Here is a 19,517-nt window from a genome sequence, read left to right on the forward strand (position 1 = left end):
TGAAAGCGGCGGAGTGATCGGGATGTCAAAGCTAAAGTTTATCTTGCAGCTGGAGCCATCCGCCGCCGACCGGGCTGCGCAACCCTGACCAGCTCCACCCGGCCGGCGGCTTGCGTCTCCGTACTTTTTAAATATAGCAACTTGCAAATGCAGTAGTAATGGATAGGATGTTGTCGCGTTTCTAAGTTGACTACTTTGTCTCATCTTTAAATAGCTGTGACAATGCATGTAGCCGCAAAGTTAAAGTGTCCTGTTTCTGCAAAGTAAGAATGTCACTCTCCCGGCGGTTTGACGCGCATGACGCTGGTTTCGGCAGCGCATGTCCTGGGCTTAAGCACGCGCCAGGTCCGCCGCTTGCTGGAGCGTATCCGGAGGGATGGTGCAGCATCGATCCGGCACAAGGCCATTGGTCGGCCATCGAACAATCGGATTTGCGACGGTGTGCGGGATTATGCCCTTGCGATCGTGCGCGAACGCTATGCGGACTTTGGTCCGAGCTTGGCAGCCGAGAAGCTTGCTGAGCGCGATGGTTTGCGGGTGTCGCGCGAGACGCTGCGCAGCTGGATGGCGGATGCCGGACTTTTGGCTGTCGCGCAAGCAGCGACGGACGTTTCATCAGCCACGATTGCGACGTGAGGCCTATGGCGAACTGGTGCAGATCGACGGGTCGGAGCATCGCTGGTTCGAGGATCGCGGGCCGCCGTGCTCGCTTTTGGTGTTCGTCGATGATGCGACCGGCAAGTTGATGCAGTTGCGGTTCGTGCGCTCGGAAAGCGCGTTCACCTACTTTGAGGCGCTGGCGCTTTACCTTAGGCAACATGGGGCACCTGTGGCCTTTTACTCCGACAAACATTCGGTGTTTCGGGTGGCGAAGAAGGATGCCAAGGGTGGCCAGGGCATGACTCAGCTCGGGCGTGCACTTTGCGAGCTAAACATCGAGATTCTTTGCGCAAATTCCAGTCAGGCCAAAGGTCGCGTCGAGCGGATGAACCGGACGCTGCAGGATCGGCTGGTCAAGGAATTAAGGCTGGCGGGTATCGACGGCATGGAGGCTGGCAATGCGTTTCTGCCTGGCTTCATGGAGCACTACAATGCGCGGTTTGCGGTTGTCCCTGCCCGACCCGATGATCTGCATCGGCCAATGAATCTGGCGCCCGATCGGCTCAAAGAGATCCTGTGCAAACGCGAGCAGCGCTATGTCGGATCGCAGCTGACGTTTTCGTTCGAGCGCCAGCGGATCATGCTTGAGGAGACCGATGTGACGCGCGGTTTGGCTGGTCGCTATGTCGAGACCTATGCCTATGCCGATGGTCGATTGGATGTGCGGTGGAAAGGCCATTGCCTGCCCTACCGGGTGTTCGATAAGGACCAGCGGGTGACGCATGCGGCGATCACCGAGAACAAGCGGCTTTCCGATGTGCTGGCCTACATCAAGGAGCGCCAGGACGAGCGGCCGCCGAAGGTGAAGACCAATAGCGAGAGGATCGGTTACAAACCGAGTGGCCGCAAGCCGGGACGTCGGACCGATTTCACGAACGATCCAGCGGTCATTGCCCGACGGCGACAAGCGCTCTCCGAGCTCGATGCGGCGGAATGATCCGCCGTCGCAAGGTCTCAAAGCTAAAGCGTTTGGTGCGTCTCACCCGCCCCCTCCCTTCCCTTGCAATCCGATCCAGCCGGTCCGGTCGGGGGCTTGCCTCAGTGCCAGTGGGGATGTCGCATGTCGCATTTCTAAATGGTTGGTGACGCACTCACAGTGACATTTTAACTTTGCGCAACAGCGGACATTTCAACCCGGCCGCCACAATGCATGTAGCCGGGGGTACATTCTATTTCCAAGTGCGACATGGCAATAAAAACAATGGCTTGCCTCTTGCAGATCTTTGCATGTGTCTCAAGAGACAGTGATCTCGGCTTCCGTATCGGATTCCAACTTTAAACAGGCTGTCCATAGAGGTGTTTTGTAATAGGTACCGTCCTGCAGAAAATCTAGCCCTTCGCGCTCTTCCTGCAGCAATCCCAGCCAGCACAAGGGCCGAATAATGTCGTAGCGGAACTCCCCTCTGATCGTTGTAGCTTGGATAATCGTTTCTGCTTGCGCCAGCGAGTACGACTCGCTCGGGTATAACTCGCTCACCAGGTCGTCCAGCGAACAGCCCGTTCTCGCCTTGATATTGATAAGATTGAGAAAGACGTGCCACCACCGCATCCGCACGCGCACATCGTCCCGTGTCTGCCCGTAGTCGATATAGGCATAAAGATAGTCCGTCGCGATCTGATCGAAGAAGGTGTGGGGTCTTGCAAGAAAATCCCGACCGCGTTTGGTGGGAAACAATCGGTCTTTTTTTCGCCGCACAAGCCTTAGGTGCTTGAGCATGTCGTGGACCACCGAAAGCGGCGGCATGTCAGCTTCGTTCAGAACCTTGTTGACGCTGTATAGATCCTCCGGAGTGTTGCCGGGCCAATCGAAGTGAACAGCGGCCCAGTGCACAAACTTGCGGTTCATCGCACCGGACGCAGTCAGACCGATGCCGCCTTCGGTCTCGGCATAGGAGATGGCCATGACCATGCCGCGAACCAGTGGCGACATGACCACTACGTCCACGTCCGCAACGAGCTTAATTTCCGGAAGCATTGCGCGCGCTCCTGGCGAGTCCGGTCGTTTGAATTTATCCGGAACGATCTCCCAAGAGCGCGGAGATTGAAACCCCCAAAAGCTAAGCAAAGGAAAGAAAGCCCCTCACCCGGCCCGGCTCTTGCAACCCGGACCAGCCCGTCACATTCTACCGGATAGACATGCGACAAGCCGCACCTCTCGGGATGCCGGACAACGTCAACGCTGGACCGCTTGTTTTAAGGGAGACACGGTATGGACCGATTCACAGGCGGTTGCCTGTGCGGCAACTTGCGATTGGTGGCGTCGGGACGACCATACCGAGTCGGTCTCTGCCATTGTCTCGACTGCCGCAAGCATCACGGGGCCCTTTTTCACGCGTCCGCCATTTTCCCTGAGGATTCTGTGACGGTCGATGGCGAGACACGCGATTACGCCGGTCGGCATTTCTGTCCCCGTTGCGGCTCGATCGTCTTCGCACGCACCGGAGACGAAATCGAGGTGAACCTGGGATCCCTGGATGCCCCGGATCAATTGATGCCAACCTACGAAAGCTGGACCGTTCGTCGCGAATCCTGGCTGCCGCCGTTTCCCCTCAAGAGACGATACGAGCGGGATCGTGATGAAACGAGTCGCTTCGAGGATTAGGCCCCGCAAACGGACGATGGATGCGGGTCACTCCGGTAGGCCCGCCTTGCGGTAACCGTCAACGAAATGCGCAAGCGTCACAGGGTCGCGGAACGGCTCCGTACTCGCCCAGTGTCGCGTTGTAAAATGCGGGTTGGCGACGAGGAACAGTTCAACCTCGGCGCGCGCCTCGTCGAGCCGGCCCAGTTGGGCAAGGCTTGCCGCCAGGAAACGTCGCGAGCTGGTGCGATACGTCTCGTCCCTCCGCAGTGTCTCGACGGCGGCTTCGTATTCGCCGGCGGCATACTGGGCCTGGCCGAGCGTCAGATAGTACCAGCTTGCCGGAAACGGGTTCAGCCGGAACGCCTTGCGGATGTGCTCAAGACCCTCCTCCACCCGCCCGGCCAAGACCGCTATGTCGGATAAAGTCGCCCAGGTATCGGCCTCATTCGGGTCGAGCTCGATCGCCTTGGCGAATTCCGCATCCGCCTCGGCGAAGCTGCGCTCATATGCAAGCAGGTTGGCCAGCACCCAATGGCAGCCGGCATCGTTCGGATCGATCGCCACGGCTTTGCGTGCCAGTTCCAAAGCAATGCTACGGTTCGGCTCGACCGGTTCGCCCCAATGCACCCATCTCATCCAGTGGTTCATGGCAAGCCAGCGATTGGCCTCGGCATATTCCGGATCAAGCGAAATCGCGCGCGTGAGCATCAGATGCGCTTCCCGCGCCGTCTGAGGCGAATCATCGATCAGTTTCCGCGCCCGCACGCAGAGATCGTAGGCCTCGAGATTCTTGGGGCGATTGCGCGGCGGCTGTGGGCGCAGCCGGCCGAGCAACGCCTCCACGATCTTGCCGGTGACCTCGTCCTGAACTGCAAAGATATCTTCGAGGCTGCGATCGAAGCGTTCCGCCCATAGATGATTGCCGCTCACCGCATCGACCAGCTGTGCGTTGATGCGCACGCGCCCTGCGGCGCGTCGTGCGCTACCCTCCAGCAGATACCGCACGCCAAGGTCCGCAGCGATCTCGCGCACGTCCCTCGCCTTTCCTTTGAAGGCGAAGGCCGAGTTGCGCGCGATGACGAAGAGGCCGGAGATCCTGGACAGGTCGGTGATCAGGTCTTCGGTCAACCCATCCGCGAAGGAATCCTGCTCCGGATCGCTGCTGAAATTAACGAAAGGCAACACGGCGATCGATGGTTCGTTGGGCAGCGCCAGTGGATTTCGCTTCGCGCCACCGACCTGTTCGACAGGGCCCGTGAAGCGGTAGCCGACCCGCGGAACCGTGGCGATCCATTCTCCGCCGTCGGGGGGCGCACCAAGCATTTTCCGCAGCTGCGCGATCTGGACGGTGAGATTGCCTTCCTCGACCGCCCTGCCCGGCCACGCCGCATCCATCAACTCGGCTTTTCCCAGGATTTCGCCCGGCCGTCCGGCGAGCGCCTCAAGCAGCTTCAGCCCGCGATAGCCGACGGCGACGGGGTCATCGTTCCGAACGAGCGTTCCTGCACCCGGATCAAGGACGAACGGACCAAAGACGATGCGTGATCGCTGCATAGGCGCATCTATAGTGCGTTTGGAAGTTTTTGAGAACTTTTTGGAGGAGCTTAATTACGACGCTTTTCGCATAACGCAGAATCGTCCTCCCCAGGTCGAGGGCTCTGCCCCTCAAGCCGTATGGAGGTTGCAATGAACGATACCCCCTCCGTTATGACGGAAACGCCGCGTCGGCCCTACCGCCTCGCGACCCTTCGAAGCATTATCGCGACGTGGGAGGAGCGGAAGCGCTTTCGCTGCGAGCTTGAGCAGAAGTTGAAGGACGATCCGCATTTGATCTGCGATATCGGTCTGACGAGGCTTGAGGCCGAGGCGGAGATCGCCAAGCCCTTCTGGCAAGTATAGGCGTAGTCTGCATGACCACTGAAAGCACGACATTATCGCTCCACGAGCGGATCCCATGGGCCGCCATGGCCGGCATCATCGCGACCGTCACGGTGTTCGCCGTGGCACAGGGGCTTACCTATCCCCTGCTCAGCTTCATCCTGGAGCGGCAGGGGACGACGCCCGGCCTGATCGGCGTGTCCGCGGCGATGACCCCGCTGGGTTTCATCGTATCCGCCCTCTTCATACCGGCACTGGCGCGGCGCATTGGCGGGGCGCGGCTTGCGATCCTGTGTTCGGGCCTGGCCGCGCTCACGCTGATCGCAATCGGCTGGTCGCGGGAGGTCTGGATCTGGATGCCGCTGCGTTTCCTGCTCGGCTTCTTCGCCAATCCGCTTTACGTGATCAGCGAGACCTGGCTGCTCTCGATCACGCCCGCGCGGCGGCGCGGCCGCATCATGGGCCTCTATTCATCGATCGTCTCGGGCGGCTTCGCCATCGGCCCGCTCTCGCTCGGTCTTGTCGGCACGCAAGGGTGGCCGCCCTTCATGGTCGGCATCGTGGCCTTCCTTCTCTGCGGGCTAATCGTGCTTGCGGTCGTGCCGCACCTGCCGAAGATGCCACATGAAGGCGAAGCGACATCGGTCGGAGGCTTTTTCGCACTGGCGCCGCTCCTCTTGTTCGCGGTTTTCGCCGCCGCCGCCTTGGAGCAGACCCTGCTTTCCCTGTTCGCGGTCTATGGCGCGGCGCTCGGCAGCACAGAAGGGCGCATCGCCTCGCTCATCACCTGTTTCATCGCAGGCAATGCCGTGCTGCAGATATTGCTCGGGCGGGTGGCCGAACGGTTCGGGTCGCTGGGGACGATGATGCTCTGCGCCTTGGCTTCACTGGGTGGCTGCCTGCTGCTGCCGGCGATCTTCGAATCATGGCTCATCTGGCCGCTCTTTTTCGTCTGGGGCGGAGCCTCGTTCGGAATCTACACAATGTCGCTGATCCAGCTCGGCGAACGCTTCACCGGCCAGGCCCTGATCGCCGGCAACGCGGCCTTCGCCTTCGTATGGGGCATCGGCGGCATCGTGGGCTCGCCCGCGACCGGACTGGTGATGCAACTGATCGGACATCAGGGGCTGCCATCATCCCTTGGCCTGCTTTGCTTCGTGCTGGCGGTGTTTCTCGTGGCAGAGAGACGGCGGATCTGACCGGGAATTGCGTCGTGCCGCGGTCCAACAAATTGAAACTATGCACTTCCGGACGGAATGCCGTTATCCACCCTTTCCCGGAAGTGCTCTAATGCGCCGTAAAAGCACCGTCGACCGGATAATAGCTGCCGGTGATGAAGCTCGCCTGTTCCGACAGCAGGAAACAGACGAGAGCGGCAACTTCCTCCGGTTTTCCCCGTCGGCCGAGCGGCTGCAGCGCTTCCAGGCGTCGTGTCTTCGCCAATTCCGAATGTCCAGACAGAAGCGGCGTTTCGATCCAGCCGGGACCGACCGCGTTGACGCGAATCCCCATTCTTGCATATTCGATCCCGGCAGCTTTGGTGAGCCCCACCACCCCGTGCTTGGCGGCGGTGTAGGCAGACGCGGTGGGCAAGGCGACTGCGCCGAGAATCGAGGACATGTTGACGATGGCGCCGCCGCCATTTCCGAGCATGGCGGCGATCTGGTATTTCATACAGTAGAAGACGCCGTTCAGGTTGACTTCTATCAGCCTGCGCCAATCTTCGAGCGGGTAGTCCGCGGTCGCTTTGCGCGGCCCCTCTATGCCTGCGTTGTTGACCGCCAGATGCAATCCGCCGCATTCCCGCACGGCGTAGGCGACCATCTGCTCCACCGCCCCCGCGTCGGTGACGTCGACGGTGAAATCTCGCGCCCTACCCCCGGCTGAGCGAATCTCGGCGGCGACGCTGCGCGCCGCTTCGGCGTCGCGGTCGGCGACGATCACTTCCGCACCCTCGCCGCCAAGTTGCCTGGAAACGGCGGCGCCGATGCCGGAACCCGCACCGGTCACGATTGCGATTTTTCCTTCCAGGCCAAGTTTCATCGTGCCGCTCCTTGTCTCCGCTGCTTCCCCGAACCAGTCGATCAGACGCCGGTTCCGGTCGCAAGAGGTTTCATCCTTGCGGTCGTAACCGTTGCAAGGCTTGGCCGACACGCGCTTGGGTGTTAAACACGAAATCGTAGGGACTCACAATTTACTCAGCAGGTGAGAATGGAGAACGATCGCATTACGCGCCGGGTACTCGTGCTGGGTAGCCTGGCTCTATTGGCCTCCGGTTGCAGTTCGTTGCGACCAGCCGACAGCCCGCAAACGGCCAGGACCCGTATAGACCCACGATACCGCAGGCAGGAGGTCGCCTATTATGGCGGCGAAGCGCCCGGAACGATCGTTGTCAATACGGGAGAACGCTATCTCTATTATGTTCAGGGTGGCGGTTCGGCGATTCGCTACGGGATCGGCGTAGGTGAGGAAGGCCGCACTCTCAAAGGCCGAGCGAAAATCGGCCGCAAGGCGGAGTGGCCCTCCTGGACGCCGACTGCAAACATGATTCGCCGCAAGCCGCATCTAGCACAATATGCCGGCGGCGTGAGCGGCGGGTTGCATAACCCGCTTGGGGCCGCGGCCCTCTATCTTTACCAGGGCGGAAACGACACTATGTTCCGGCTGCACGGGACGAACGAGCCCTGGACGATCGGGCAGGCCGTATCGAGCGGGTGCATTCGCTTGACGAACGACGACATCGTCGATCTTTACAGCCGTACCCCGGTGGGTACGACCGTGCTGATCATATGATGGCGTTTTCCGTTACATTTCGGTATAAATGACTAAGCCCCGTGTGTTCCGACGCGGTTGATAACCCGGTAACCATAAAGCGGTTATCAACTGTGTCCTTTCTGCACTAGGCCCCGGCGCAAATCGCCACTATTACTTGAAGTGTTGCCTTCGATAACCCATTCCGACTATTGAGGAAAGGACTACTTGATGAGCCGAATTCTAGTTGTGATGATTGCGTTGCTTTCCGTTGCCGGCCTCACCGCGTGTGATACGATCGGCAAAGGTAAGGGTAAGGCCCCGCCGCCTGCTGCCGTCGATACGGTAGAGCCGGCGCCGGTATACAAGTAACAGTGACTTTGCGCCGTGGGAGAGCTCAACGAGCGCTCTCCCACGGCGCGTTATTCAGGGTTAGACCGGCTGTGAGACTGACGGCATAGTACGTGTCAAGAACTCCAGCAAGCCGGCCCGAGGTCTGGACTGTCAGAACTCGGAAGACAATCTAAGTGGTGTGATGACGCTTGCACGAGGCCGCATATCCTTTGTGATCTTGGTCGCACTGGCAGCAGCAGCATGCCAGACACAAGACAAAAATCCCGAACCGCGCTACGTTTCCAGCAGCCTGAATGCGCCGGCGAAACTTGAATCTCAATCGCGAGAGCAGGGTTATTTCATCGAATTTCGCTCCCGCTACGCGCTGAGCTATGGCCACACCTACGTCATCTACGGGCGCACGAACAAGTCTGGCGCGGTCGTTCAGCGTCAGGTTGCCGGCCTTGCACCGGCCACGCTCGATCCGACGCCGTATGTCCTCGGCCATTTTGTGCCCGTTCCCGCCGAAACCGGCGCGAGCGACGGTGACCTCGAGGAAGAATACCGCTCGGCAAGCTGGCGCGTCATGCTGACGGAGGCGGAATACAAGAAGGTCGTGGCTTTCATCGACAAACTGAAAGCCAGGTCGAAGGTCTGGCACGCGTCGCTCTACAACTGCAACGCCTTCGTGGCCGAAATCGCCCGCTCCATGGGCTATAAGACGCCCGGCATCTGGCTTCGACCGCAGGAATTCATTACAAGGCTTCGGGAGATGAACGGAGGTTGAGAGGCGACGGGCACAGAGCTCGCGATCCAGCCGTCACCGTTCGACATAGAATCACGCTGCGAAGCATCGGCTGAAGAAGGTTCCCGCCCGATCGTTGACGCCAGGCGCATGCTAAGGATTTGGGGAACTAGACATGTCGGTATCCTCCATCGGCGAGATCGCCTGGGTGCTCGGAATCGTTGCCTGGTACTTCATTCGCCGCCCCTATGAACGCCGGGCCAAGCGCGTGCGAGTCGTAAGCCATCGCCGCTCAACCTCCGAGATGCTGGGGCTGGCGGCAGCCCTGCTCGGCCTCGCGATCATTCCCGCTTTTTATGTCGCAACCGGCATCCCGGAAGGAGCCGACCACCCTGCCCGGCTCTGGGCCGTCGTGGTCGGTGCCGCTATTTTCTGTCTGGCCATGTGGGTCTTTCGCAGAACCCACAAGGAACTCGGGCGCAACTGGTCGATCACGCTCGAGATTCGCGACAAGCACGAACTGATTCGCCGCGGTCCTTACGCCCTAGTCCGCCATCCCATGTATACTTCGTTCCTGCTGATGGGCGTCGGCCAGGCGTTTCTTCTGCCGAACTGGGTCGCAGGGCTGGCGGGTCTTGCCGGTTTCGCGGTCCTCTTTCTTCTGAGGGTGGACAAGGAGGAACGCATGATGATGGAAATGTTCGGCTCTGAGTATCGCGACTACATGGCGGACACCAAGCGGATCATTCCGTACATTTACTAGAGGTGCATGATGCGAGGCCGAGCCCTCAAGCTTTCAGCGTCTCGGCGCCTGGTCGGGGATCTCATGCGATTTTCAATGAAGGTGCCGCGGGTGAGCGTGCAGCGGCGGATGAATCTCGGGCCGTTGCTCAAGGCCAGAACATCGCTTAAAAGCAGGCCATCCTGGACCGCGCTTTTCCTCAAAGGATACGCCCTTCTCGCGCAGGAGACGCCCGAGTTGCGGCGCGCTTACGTCAAGTTTCCCAGACCGCAGCTCTACGAGTATCCCGGAAGCATCGCTTCCATCGCGCATGAAAGGGAGTACGAGGACGAACGAATCGTGCTGCTGACGACGATCAAGAATCCGGAGCGCCGTTCGATCGCGGAGCTGGGCTCCTTGATGCAGACGGCGCGAACCAGCCCCGTGCTGGAGGTCAAGGAATTCCGGCGCGCCTTGAAGATCGCCCGCCTCCCCGGCCCTGTCAGATGGCTTCTAATGTGGCTCGGTTTGAATATCGGCCGGCAAAGGGCGCGCCGTTTCGGTACATTTCAGCTGTCGGTCTATTCGGGCCTCGGCGCAGAATCGCTCAACCCCCTCACGCCTTTGACCTCACTTCTGAATTACGGCCCGATCGACAAGGATGGCTCGGTCACGGTGCGTATCCACTATGACCACCGGGTCATGGACGGCGCCAACGTCGCGCGCGCCCTCGAGCGGTTCGAGAGGATATTGAACGGCGAAATCACCGCCGAGCTGGAGGGGCTTGCATTTGGGCGCGACGTGACCGCTGCGGCAGGTTCCGAGGCAGCGCGATGACTTCGGGCGGTCAAAGTCGTCCGGCCGTAGTCGTCGTCGGTGCATCGCGGGGAATCGGCAAGGCAATCGCCGAAGTGGCCGCGAGGGATGGCACGCCGGTCGTGATGGTTGCGCGTTCGGCCGAGTCACTGGCGGCCGCCGCCGACGGTATCCGCAAGGCCGGAGGCGAGGCGTTCACGGTCCCGCTGGATTTCCTGGCTGATGACGCGACGCTCGGTCTCGAGAACTTCCTGTCCGCAAACGGCCTGTTCTGCGACGTACTCGTCAACAGCGCCGGTTATGGATTGCGCGGAGGGGCGACGGTCCTGCCGCTCGATGAACAGCTCGGCCTCGTCGACCTCAACATCCGCGCCCTTACCGAACTCACCCTGCGTTTCCTGCCGGCAATGGTCGCGCGCGGTCGCGGCGGCGTCATCAATCTCGGTTCGGTCGCAAGCTTCACGCCGGGGCCGTATATGGCGCTCTACTATGCCAGCAAAGGTTTCGTCCGCTCCTTTTCGGAAGCGCTGCATCAGGAACTGCGTCGCACCGGCGTGACCGTCACATGCGTGGCGCCGGGCCCGGTCTCGACGGAATTTCTGGCAACCTCCGGCGCCAATCGCGTCGCGCTGTTCAAGATCCTGCCCAAGCTCGAATCGGGCTATGTCGCTGAAAAGGCCTGGCGCGGCTTCAAAGCGGGCCGCCGCCTCGTCATACCCGGCATTGCGTCCAAGCTGACGATCCTGTTGGCGACACTGGTCCCGTCGGCGATCATGCTGCCCCTGATCGGCCGATTGCAGCGCAGGAGCAAGGATCCGTGCCCTTGCGGATCCGGAAAAAGTTTCACCTCGTGCTGCGGTGCCCGCGGCAATTCGCTCGGAATCACCACGCAGAGTCGATAGCGAAGTAGTCGCGGAGTGGCGAGCGGCCATGAAACACCGGCCTCTCCGATGAGGTCGAGCCTCTACGATCGATGAATAAACAGATTAAATGGCGTCCATATCTCCTTGATAATCAAGCGACATCGTCAAAGCCCCTTCTATAGCGTTTCACTGTGCCATTGAAACAGTGAGACGCTATAGCCCTCTGAAACTACGCGCTCTCGGACAGAGAACCGCCACACCTTTCTTGCAAGTGCTCTAACAAAGGCCAGTTGAGATTTCGGATTCCCGCAGCGGCTTGTTTTGTTTGATCTCCTCATTCCTGTGCTTGTCACAGGAATCCCAGCCAGACCAAGTCCTTGGGCTGAAAGAACGCTTCCCGCGCCGCAGACGCGGCGCTGCTGGATCCCCTGTGACGAGCACAGGGATGAGGGTAGAGAGGGTGCGGTCCCTCGGCGCGTTTCATAAACCGTGACGATAGTAAGGCGGCGCGGAAGCTCCCGCCCGTATACCGCGTCCCGCTTCGCTTCGATGTAGTGGCCGCACATCTCGGTCCCTCATTCCTGTGCTCGTCACAGGAATCCAGCCAGACCAAGTCCTTGGGCTGAAAGAACGTTTCCCGCGCCGCAGACGCGGCGCTGCTCTCATCTCTGTGACAAGCACAGAGATGGCGAAGGAGGAGAGGTTGCATTGAAGCAAGCACGTCCGGCGGGAAACTGCTACGACGCGATCGACTGATTTCCAGATCCGAAACGCATCGTTCGGGGATTTGGCCAGGCTCCCATGGACGGCCAAGCGGCTTTTCCCTGACACGGGAAGAACCAGAGCATCGGATCCTGGAAGACCGGATGCTCTGGTCGTGGCTTCAGCACCTCCGAAGAGCGCCGGCTTCGTGACGCTATCAGTCCTTGCTGTAGTCGGCGCCGTACCACGTGGTCGTCAGTTTTCCGAGTGTGCCGTCGGCCTTCATCGCTTTGATGATTTCACCGATTTTGGCAGTCCATTCCGGGTCACCTTTATCGGCAATGACGACCGCGGGCGACCGAAAGGGATAGACATCCTCGAGGATACGGACGGGATAGTCGTTTCTGACTGCATTTTTTGCGGTCTGCTCGGGGGCGATGACCGCGTCCAACCGAACACCGTTGCCAAGACGCAGGTCGTCGAAGGGCATCATGGAATCGGGAAACGTGCGCACCTCTCCCGGTTCGAGTTTGTATTGAACCGGCGGCAAGCCCGGCGCATCGATCTCCAGGCGACGGTTGATGAAGTCTTCGGACGCCGTGCCTGTCTCGACGCCGATAACCTTGCCATTCAGATCTTCTTCCGAATGAATGCCGCTTTCGGCATGAACGACGTAGACGTAAGGGCTGTAATAGTAGATTCCGGCGAAATCGATGACCTCTGCGCGCGCCTTGGTCGGTGCGACGGAACCGACCCCGAGATCGAAACGGCCCTGCCAGTGCCCCCCGGTCATGGTTGCCCATTCCGGAGTTTCGAAACGCACGTTCACGCCCAACCGGTTGCCGATTTCTTTGGCGACATCAATGTCAAAGCCGACAAGGACATTGTTTTCATCGAGGAACCCCTGCGGCGGCCAGCCGACATTGGTGGCGACGACCATCTCTTTTTTCTCGTTGACGCGATCAAGCGTAGGGCCTGCCACTGCCGAACTGCAAAATATAAACAGAGACGCCGATGCTATAGCAGCAATTCTTTTCATGTTTTCTCCTACCCCCCGTTGAACGGTCAACAACTCCTTGGACGTTTTTTGCTGGGATAGTTCTACAAACGGACGCAGCCCGCAAACCCATTTATTAGAATTGTGCTATCGGAATTTCCGATTCCACCTTCCAAAATCGGTTCTGATAGCTTCGGGTTGTCGAAATGAAACCAGCACCGCCGGAGGGTCCAGTTCGTTTCTGTCGGTGGAAGGCCGTCGGCGACGGCGTCGTTCAGGGGAGCCAAACTTTCGAGCGCGCAGATCGCAGTTACCGGCGGGCCGCGCGAAGATCACACCGGTGGCAGATCGCCGCGCTGCCAGCCTTCCATGGTCTCCGCCATGAAATCGGTATAGCGCCCTTCTTCGATCGCCTTGCGGATGCCGGCCATCAACTCCTGATAATAGGCCAGATTGCTCCAGCTGAGCAGCATGCCGCCGAGCGATTCGTTTGAACGGATCAGGTGGTGCAGGTAGGCGCGCGAATAGTCGCGAGTCGCCGGACAGGAAGACTGTTCGTCGAGCGGGCGAATGTCTTCCGCATGTCGGGCATTGCGCAGATTGATGCGGCCGTAGCGCGTGAAGGCAAGCCCATGGCGTCCGGAGCGGGTCGGCATGACGCAGTCGAACATGTCGATCCCATGCGCGACCGACTTCAGGATATCGTCCGGCGTTCCGACGCCCATCAGATAGCGCGGCTTGTCGGCCGGCAGGACGGGGCAGGTCACGTCGAGCATGCCGAGCATGACCTCCTGCGGCTCACCAACGGCCAGCCCCCCGACGGCATAGCCCTTGAGGTCCAGATCCCGGAGGGCCAGGGCCGAGCGTTCGCGCAGCCTGGGAATGTCGCCGCCCTGTACGATGCCGAACATCGCCCTCCCCGGCTGATCGCCGAAGGCGACCTTGCAGCGCTCTGCCCAGCGCAGCGACATTTCCATCGCGCGCTCGATCTCGTCCGGTTCCGCCGGCAGCGCCACGCATTCGTCGAGCTGCATCTGAATGTCACTGCCGAGCAGGCCCTGGATCTCGATCGAACGTTCGGGCGACATATGATAGAGCGCGCCGTCGACATGGCTCTTGAAGGTAACGCCCTGTTCGTTGAGCTTGCGCAGGCTTGACAGCGACATGACCTGGAAGCCGCCGCTGTCGGTCAGGATCGGCCGCTCCCAGCGGATGAACTTGTGTAGTCCGCCAAGCCTGGCAACCCGTTCGGCGCCCGGGCGCAGCATCAGGTGATAGGTGTTGCCCAGAATGATATCGGCGCCCAGATCGCGCACCTGGTCGAGATACATCGCCTTGACCGTGCCGACGGTTCCGACCGGCATGAAGGCAGGCGTACGGATCGTCCCGCGAGGGGTCACCACTTCGCCACGGCGCGCATTGCCGTCGTTGGCAAGCAGTTTGAATTGAAACGCTTCGGTCATCTAATCTTTCCGGAAGAGCAGGCTCGAATCGCCATAGGAATAGAATCGGTACCCCGTTGCGATCGCATGCGCATAGGCGGCGTGCATCGTCTCGAGCCCCGCAAAGGCCGAGACGAGCATGAACAGGGTCGATTTCGGCAGGTGGAAATTGGTCATCAGCATATCGACCGCGCGGAAGCGATAACCCGGCGTTATGAAAATCCCGGTTGCGCCCGACCAGGGACGGATGCTTCCGTCTTCGGCGGCTGCGCTCTCGATCAGCCGAAGCGATGTCGTGCCGACACAGACGATGCGGCCGCCGCGTTCGCGCACGGCATTGAGCTTCGCAGCGGTCACCGGATCGACGTGACCGATTTCCTCGTGCATCACGTGGTCGGCGGTATCGTCTGCCTTGACCGGGAGGAAGGTTCCCGCACCTACATGCAGCGTGACGAAATACCGTTCGATCCCGGCCTCGTCCAGGCTGGCGAAAAGCCGGTCGGTAAAGTGCAGCCCCGCAGTCGGCGCGGCTACCGCCCCTTCCTCGCGCGCATAGACCGTCTGGTAGTCGGTCCGGTCCCGTGCATCGTCGGCACGCTTGGATGCGATGTAAGGCGGCAGGGGAATGTGTCCGACGGCCATGATCGCCTCATCGAGCGAGGGGCCCGAGAGATCGAAGCGAAGCGTCACCTCGCCGGCATCGCCTTTCTCCTCGACCACGGCCTCCAGCGATCCGAGCAGGCAGGCATTGCCGCCATGACCGAAGCTGATCCGGTCACCCGGCTTCAATCTGCGGGCCGGACGGGCGAAAGCTTTCCAGCGACTGGGCGCAACCCGCATATGCAGCGTCAGCGACACGGGCGTGCTTATGTCCTCACCCCGGTAGCGGACGCCTTCGAGCTGCGCCGGTATGACCTTGGTGTCGTTGAAAACCAGCGCATCGCCCGGCCGCAGGAATGACGGCAGATCGAGGACGCCGCGATCTTCGAGAACCGGTTCGCCGTCGGGGCGAACGATGAGCATGCGGGCGCTGTCGCGCGGGCTGGCGGGCCTCAGCGCAATCGAATTTTCCGGCAGGTCGAAATCGAACAGGTCTACGCGCATCTATGGTATCAATTAAAAGCAAACCCGCCCCGGCGGCTCGCGCGCGATCGGGGCGGGCAGGTCAGTGCGCTACAGCGCCGCGCGTCTGACAAGACGCGCGAAGATCGCCGCAGCACGTCGAACCGCTGCATGTTCCGTCCTTGGATCGATGACGATCCAAGGCAACATGCAGTAGCGCAGATCAGGCGTCGGCGGCAACCCGCATCGAAACGATGGTATCCGGATCGCGGACCGGTTCGCCGCGCTTGATGTTGTCGATATTCTCCATTCCTTCGACGACCTGGCCCCAGACCGAATACTGCTTGTTGAGCCAGGGAGCGTCGGTGAAGCAGATGAAGAACTGGGAATTGGCCGAGTTCGGCATCTGGCTGCGCGCCATGGAGCACGTTCCGCGCACATGTGAAACGTCGGAGAATTCGGCCTTCAGATCCGGCTTCGAGGAACCGCCCATGCCCGCGCGGGACGGGTTGAATTGCTCGCCGCCGGTCTTGCCATATTGCACGTCACCGGTCTGGGCCATGAAATCCTCGATCACGCGGTGAAAGACCACCCCGTCATAGGCGCCTTCACGCGTCAGTTCCTTGATGCGGGCGACATGGCCCGGAGCCACGTCCGGCCGCAGCTCGATCACCACCCTGCCCTTTGTGGTTTCCATGATGATCGTATTTTCCGGATCCTTGATCTCGGCCATGATTCTTCTCCTTCTGTTTCAGTCTTACCTGCCGACCTTAACGCTGATCATGCGATCTGGATCGGCGACGGCACCATTATTGGCGTCATCGCCGAGCTTGATCTTGTCGACGTTCTCCATGCCTTCGACCACCTTACCGACGACCGTGTATTGGCCGTTGAGGAAATCGCCCGGTGCGAACATGATGAAGAACTGCGAGTTGGCACTGTTTGGATCCTGGGCGCGGGCCATACCGACCGTGCCGCGCTCGAAGGGAACGTCGGAGAACTCGGCCGGAAGGTTGGGCTTGGACGAGCCGCCGGTTCCAGCGCGATCGGGCTGGTAGCCGTCCTTCACGTCGCCGAACTCGACGTCGCCGGTCTGGGCCATGAAGCCCTTGATGACGCGATGAAAGGCGACATTGTCATATTCGCCCGCCGCGGCCAGTTCCTTGATCTGCTGGACGTGCTTCGGGGCGATATCCGGACGCAGTTCGATGACCACCGGACCATCCTTGAGCTGAACCGTCAGAATGTTTTCGCCGGACTGCGCCAGCGCACCTCCCGTGAAGGTTGCGAGCGCCAAGGCTCCGGCAAAAGCGAATTGGAGAATCTTCATTGGGACTCCTTGCGTGATGTAAAGCTTTATTTGCGCTTTGCCTGCAGCGCCTGGTGAACCGCCCCAGGGACGAAAGCGCTGACGTCACCGCCCATAGCCGCGATCTGCCGAACCAATGTGGCCGTAATGGGCCGCGAGGCGGTACCTGCCGGCAGGAACAGGGTCTGAATGTCAGGGGCCATCTGCCGGTTCATGCCCGCCATCTGCATCTCGTAGTCCAGGTCCGTTCCATCGCGGAGCCCCCGGACCAGCAGCCTTGCGCCGTGCTTGCGGGCGGCATCGACCACGAGATTGTCGAAAGAGACGACGGAGATGTCGGCTGCCCTCTCCGGCAGCGTCTCCTCAAGCGCGGCCCGGATGAGATCCGCCCTTTCGTCGAAAGTGAAAAGCGGCGCCTTACCGGGATGAACTCCGATCGCGACGATGACCTTGGCTGCGACGTTCAATGCCTGGACGAGTACATCGAGATGCCCGTTGGTGATCGGATCGAAGGAGCCGGGATAGAAAGCCGTGGTCATCGCGCCTGTTTCCGTTTGGTGAAGCCTTTTGTCACGGACGGCCGCGGACCGCAAGGGTTGTACGATCCTTGCTTCCTGTTCCCCCGGAAACAGCGTCGGCAAAATGGTGAATGCTAGATGAACGCAACGTTCAAGAGGGTTTCACACCGCAAGTCTTAGTGTGGAGCCAAGTCGACGGGAACTTTTTTCAGTACCTGCCGTTTAAAACCACGAAAGGAGACGGCCATGGGACTTGCTCTATTTTCGATGGCGATGTTCTTCGCGATGGTCGTTGCGACGATCCATGCGCTGCGAGACGAGGACCGTGACCGCGCGACCGTGCTGTTGCCGCTGGCCGATAGACGCAGGCGCAAATGACGAATTCTAATATCGTGGCTCGCCACAGTTGAAACCAATGCCTCCAGGAAACTTCTCGCCGGAAGTTTCACAAGCGATCCCATTCTTCCCCTGATGCGATCGCTTCTACAAGCCGGACGGTCTCCCCTGCCCGTCCGGCTTTTTCTTTGCGCACAGGCCCTGCCTTTCTGGCTGGATACCTGTGACAAGCACAGGAATGAGGAAATCAAACAAGACGCCGCGGGTATCCGATCTCGACAGGCCTTAGCCGGCCGGGGCCACGCTCACCCTGCGGAGGAGACGGAAGAAGCGCCAGTTGAGCAACAGCGCCGCAGACGCAAGACCGAGGACGAAGCCGAACCAGACGCCGACGCCGCCGAAACCCAGCGGAAAGGCAAAAGCCCAGGCGCAGAAAAAGCCGATCGGCCAATAGGCGATCATCGCCAGGATCATCGGTATGGTCGTGTCCTTGAGGCCGCGCAGCATGCCGGCGGCAATGGCCTGCAGGCCGTCGACGAGCTGGAAGGCACCGGCGATGACGATCAGTGGTCCTGCAAAGGCGAGAACCTCGGCTGCATCGGGCCGCCTCGTATCGAGGTAGAGGCCGGCAAGCTCGTGCGGAAACAGGGCGAAAATCGTGCTGCCGACGGCAGCAAAGCCGACGCCGAGCGTCAGCACGGCAATTGCGGCACGCTTCACGCCTACCATGTCGCCGCTGCCATAGGCCAATCCTATGCGAACCGTTCCGGCCTGCGCCAGCCCAAGCGGGATCATGAAAGCGATGGACGCGAACTGGAGTGCTATGCCGTGGGCCGCCAGCTCGATGGTTCCGATCGTGCCCATGAGCAGCGAAGCCACGGTAAACAGGCTGACTTCCGCGAGAATCGTCACGGAGATCGGAATGCCGAGATAGACCACCTCTCCGAAAGCGGGCCAATCCGGCCGCCAGAAGCGGACGAACAGCTCGTAGCGATGCAGTTCCGGCTGCCGGCGGATATAGCCTATCGTCAGGGCCGCACCGAGCAGGGCCACGCCTAGAGCGGCGACGGCCGCTCCGAAGATGCCCAGCTCTGGAAAACCGAAATGGCCGAAAATCAGGACATAGCAAAGCGCGGCATTGAGAACCAAAGTCACGAGCGTCACGTAGAGGATCACCCCTGCCCGCTCGAGCCCGCTCAAGAATGCCCTGAGGACCATGAAAATGAGGCTGGGGAAGATCGCCCATTGCGCGATATGCAGATATTCTCCCGCAAGCGCAGCGACTTCGGGTTTCTGCCCGGCAAAGAGAAGGATCGGCTCGGCCATCCAGAGGACCGGCGCAGTCAGCACGCCGTAAAGCAGCACCACCCACATGCCCATGCGTACCGAGCGCCGCACGGAGACCTGATCGCCCCGGCCCTGCGCCTGAGCAACCATGGGGACCACCGCATTGGCAAATCCGCTGCCGAATATGAAGACCGTGAAGAAGACCTGCGTCGCGAGGATGATCGACGCCAGCTGGGTGGCGCCCAGCTGGCCGACCATGAGCACGTCCGTCGTATTGATTGCCAACTGGGCCAGCTGGGCGCCGATAAACGGCACGCCAAGATAGAGGCTCGCGCGAAAATGCGTGGGCCATGAATTGTCGCTCTGCGCAAGCACGAAGTCTTTGGTCGCGGTCAGCATGAGGAATCCTGGCTCTGCACCGGCAATGGGCAAAGGGAAAAATGAAGAAGAGAGAACGAATTAGAGCACCACCAGGGCTTGCGCCAGCGGTAAAGGCCGAACTGCTCGATTTTT

The 19,517-nt window shown here is 60.4% G+C and carries 20 protein-coding genes and 1 pseudogene; 11 read left to right on the forward strand and 10 right to left on the reverse strand.

The genetic code is table 11. From position 1 onward, the window contains the following. The first annotated feature begins 297 nt into the window (after positions 1 to 297). A pseudogene (locus tag ACFHWW_RS21960) lies at positions 298 to 1,597 on the forward strand (ISNCY family transposase). A gap of 297 nt (positions 1,598 to 1,894) precedes the next feature. Here the strand turns inward: ACFHWW_RS21960 and ACFHWW_RS21965 are convergent. Continuing rightward, on the reverse strand, positions 1,895 to 2,635 hold the full coding sequence (locus tag ACFHWW_RS21965; RefSeq protein ID WP_379940801.1) for a hypothetical protein: 741 nt from the start codon (positions 2,633 to 2,635) through the stop codon (positions 1,895 to 1,897). A gap of 234 nt (positions 2,636 to 2,869) precedes the next feature. On the opposite strand from ACFHWW_RS21965, the gene ACFHWW_RS21970 reads away from it, so the two are divergent. After that, entirely contained in the window at positions 2,870 to 3,262 is a 393-nt protein-coding gene (locus ACFHWW_RS21970) for a GFA family protein (protein ID WP_100673979.1), read from the forward strand. A gap of 27 nt (positions 3,263 to 3,289) precedes the next feature. On the opposite strand, the gene ACFHWW_RS21975 is transcribed toward ACFHWW_RS21970, so the two are convergent. Further along, on the reverse strand, positions 3,290 to 4,798 hold the full coding sequence (locus tag ACFHWW_RS21975) for a winged helix-turn-helix domain-containing tetratricopeptide repeat protein (protein ID WP_379940803.1): 1,509 nt from the start codon (positions 4,796 to 4,798) through the stop codon (positions 3,290 to 3,292). A 132-nt stretch (positions 4,799 to 4,930) separates the two neighbouring features. On the opposite strand from ACFHWW_RS21975, the gene ACFHWW_RS21980 reads away from it, so the two are divergent. Together ACFHWW_RS21980 and ACFHWW_RS21985 are read left to right on the forward strand one after the other, a co-directional pair. After that, positions 4,931 to 5,143, forward strand: a complete 213-nt coding sequence (locus ACFHWW_RS21980) for a DUF1127 domain-containing protein (RefSeq protein WP_379940805.1) — start codon at positions 4,931 to 4,933, stop codon at positions 5,141 to 5,143. An 11-nt stretch (positions 5,144 to 5,154) separates the two neighbouring features. Continuing rightward, entirely contained in the window at positions 5,155 to 6,321 is a 1,167-nt protein-coding gene (locus tag ACFHWW_RS21985) for an MFS transporter (protein WP_379940807.1), read from the forward strand. A gap of 88 nt (positions 6,322 to 6,409) precedes the next feature. Here the strand turns inward: ACFHWW_RS21985 and ACFHWW_RS21990 are convergent, their stop codons facing one another. Next, positions 6,410 to 7,165 carry an SDR family NAD(P)-dependent oxidoreductase gene (locus ACFHWW_RS21990; protein ID WP_379940809.1) on the reverse strand — a complete coding sequence of 252 codons (756 nt, stop codon included), beginning with the start codon at positions 7,163 to 7,165 and terminating at the stop codon, positions 6,410 to 6,412. A 168-nt stretch (positions 7,166 to 7,333) separates the two neighbouring features. Between ACFHWW_RS21990 and ACFHWW_RS21995 the strand changes: the two genes are divergently transcribed. The 6 genes from ACFHWW_RS21995 (at position 7,334) to ACFHWW_RS22020 (ending at position 11,390) form a co-directional block, all read left to right on the forward strand. Then, positions 7,334 to 7,915 carry a L,D-transpeptidase gene (locus ACFHWW_RS21995; protein ID WP_018097670.1) on the forward strand — a complete coding sequence of 194 codons (582 nt, stop codon included), beginning with the start codon at positions 7,334 to 7,336 and terminating at the stop codon, positions 7,913 to 7,915. A gap of 189 nt (positions 7,916 to 8,104) precedes the next feature. Next, complete coding sequence (locus ACFHWW_RS22000; protein WP_003529619.1) at positions 8,105 to 8,245, forward strand: hypothetical protein; 141 nt, start codon at positions 8,105 to 8,107, stop codon at positions 8,243 to 8,245. 163 nt (positions 8,246 to 8,408) lie between these two features. Then, positions 8,409 to 8,993 (forward strand): hypothetical protein, encoded by a 585-nt coding sequence (locus ACFHWW_RS22005; protein ID WP_379940812.1) that lies wholly within the window; start codon positions 8,409 to 8,411, stop codon positions 8,991 to 8,993. 133 nt (positions 8,994 to 9,126) lie between these two features. After that, the gene (locus ACFHWW_RS22010) at positions 9,127 to 9,714 is read left to right on the forward strand and encodes a protein-S-isoprenylcysteine O-methyltransferase (protein WP_018097672.1); all 588 of its coding nucleotides are present in this window, start codon (positions 9,127 to 9,129) and stop codon (positions 9,712 to 9,714) included. A gap of 9 nt (positions 9,715 to 9,723) precedes the next feature. Next, a complete protein-coding gene (locus tag ACFHWW_RS22015) occupies positions 9,724 to 10,509 on the forward strand; it encodes a hypothetical protein (protein WP_379940814.1) in 786 nt (261 codons plus the stop codon). Next, positions 10,506 to 11,390 carry an SDR family NAD(P)-dependent oxidoreductase gene (locus tag ACFHWW_RS22020; RefSeq protein WP_379940816.1) on the forward strand — a complete coding sequence of 295 codons (885 nt, stop codon included), beginning with the start codon at positions 10,506 to 10,508 and terminating at the stop codon, positions 11,388 to 11,390. Before ACFHWW_RS22015 ends, ACFHWW_RS22020 begins: the two co-directional genes overlap by 4 nt. 880 nt (positions 11,391 to 12,270) lie before the next feature. Here the strand turns inward: ACFHWW_RS22020 and ACFHWW_RS22025 are convergent. The 6 genes from ACFHWW_RS22025 to coaD form a co-directional block, all read right to left on the reverse strand. After that, entirely contained in the window at positions 12,271 to 13,092 is an 822-nt protein-coding gene (locus ACFHWW_RS22025; protein ID WP_379940988.1) for a transporter substrate-binding domain-containing protein, read from the reverse strand. Between the two features lie 290 nt (positions 13,093 to 13,382). Beyond that, positions 13,383 to 14,513: a tRNA guanosine(34) transglycosylase Tgt gene (gene tgt, locus ACFHWW_RS22030; protein WP_275597970.1), complete on the reverse strand. Its 1,131-nt coding sequence runs from the start codon at positions 14,511 to 14,513 to the stop codon at positions 13,383 to 13,385. Next, positions 14,514 to 15,596 carry a tRNA preQ1(34) S-adenosylmethionine ribosyltransferase-isomerase QueA gene (queA, locus tag ACFHWW_RS22035; RefSeq protein ID WP_100673989.1) on the reverse strand — a complete coding sequence of 361 codons (1,083 nt, stop codon included), beginning with the start codon at positions 15,594 to 15,596 and terminating at the stop codon, positions 14,514 to 14,516. Positions 15,597 to 15,777: 181 nt separating this feature from the next. Beyond that, positions 15,778 to 16,287 (reverse strand): peptidylprolyl isomerase, encoded by a 510-nt coding sequence (locus ACFHWW_RS22040; RefSeq protein WP_003529604.1) that lies wholly within the window; start codon positions 16,285 to 16,287, stop codon positions 15,778 to 15,780. Positions 16,288 to 16,311: 24 nt separating this feature from the next. Further along, positions 16,312 to 16,884: a peptidylprolyl isomerase gene (locus ACFHWW_RS22045; protein ID WP_018097677.1), complete on the reverse strand. Its 573-nt coding sequence runs from the start codon at positions 16,882 to 16,884 to the stop codon at positions 16,312 to 16,314. Positions 16,885 to 16,910: 26 nt separating this feature from the next. Next, the gene (coaD, locus tag ACFHWW_RS22050) at positions 16,911 to 17,402 is read right to left on the reverse strand and encodes a pantetheine-phosphate adenylyltransferase (RefSeq protein ID WP_018097678.1); all 492 of its coding nucleotides are present in this window, start codon (positions 17,400 to 17,402) and stop codon (positions 16,911 to 16,913) included. Between the two features lie 225 nt (positions 17,403 to 17,627). Between coaD and ACFHWW_RS22055 the strand changes: the two genes are divergently transcribed. Beyond that, complete coding sequence (locus tag ACFHWW_RS22055; RefSeq protein WP_003529597.1) at positions 17,628 to 17,759, forward strand: hypothetical protein; 132 nt, start codon at positions 17,628 to 17,630, stop codon at positions 17,757 to 17,759. A 243-nt stretch (positions 17,760 to 18,002) separates the two neighbouring features. On the opposite strand, the gene ACFHWW_RS22060 is transcribed toward ACFHWW_RS22055, so the two are convergent. Further along, complete coding sequence (locus ACFHWW_RS22060; protein WP_100673991.1) at positions 18,003 to 19,403, reverse strand: MATE family efflux transporter; 1,401 nt, start codon at positions 19,401 to 19,403, stop codon at positions 18,003 to 18,005. Positions 19,404 to 19,517: the final 114 nt, after the last annotated feature.

Source organism: Sinorhizobium sp. P24N7, from assembly GCF_042436655.1.
In the GTDB taxonomy this organism is placed as follows: domain Bacteria; phylum Pseudomonadota; class Alphaproteobacteria; order Rhizobiales; family Rhizobiaceae; genus Sinorhizobium; species Sinorhizobium meliloti_A.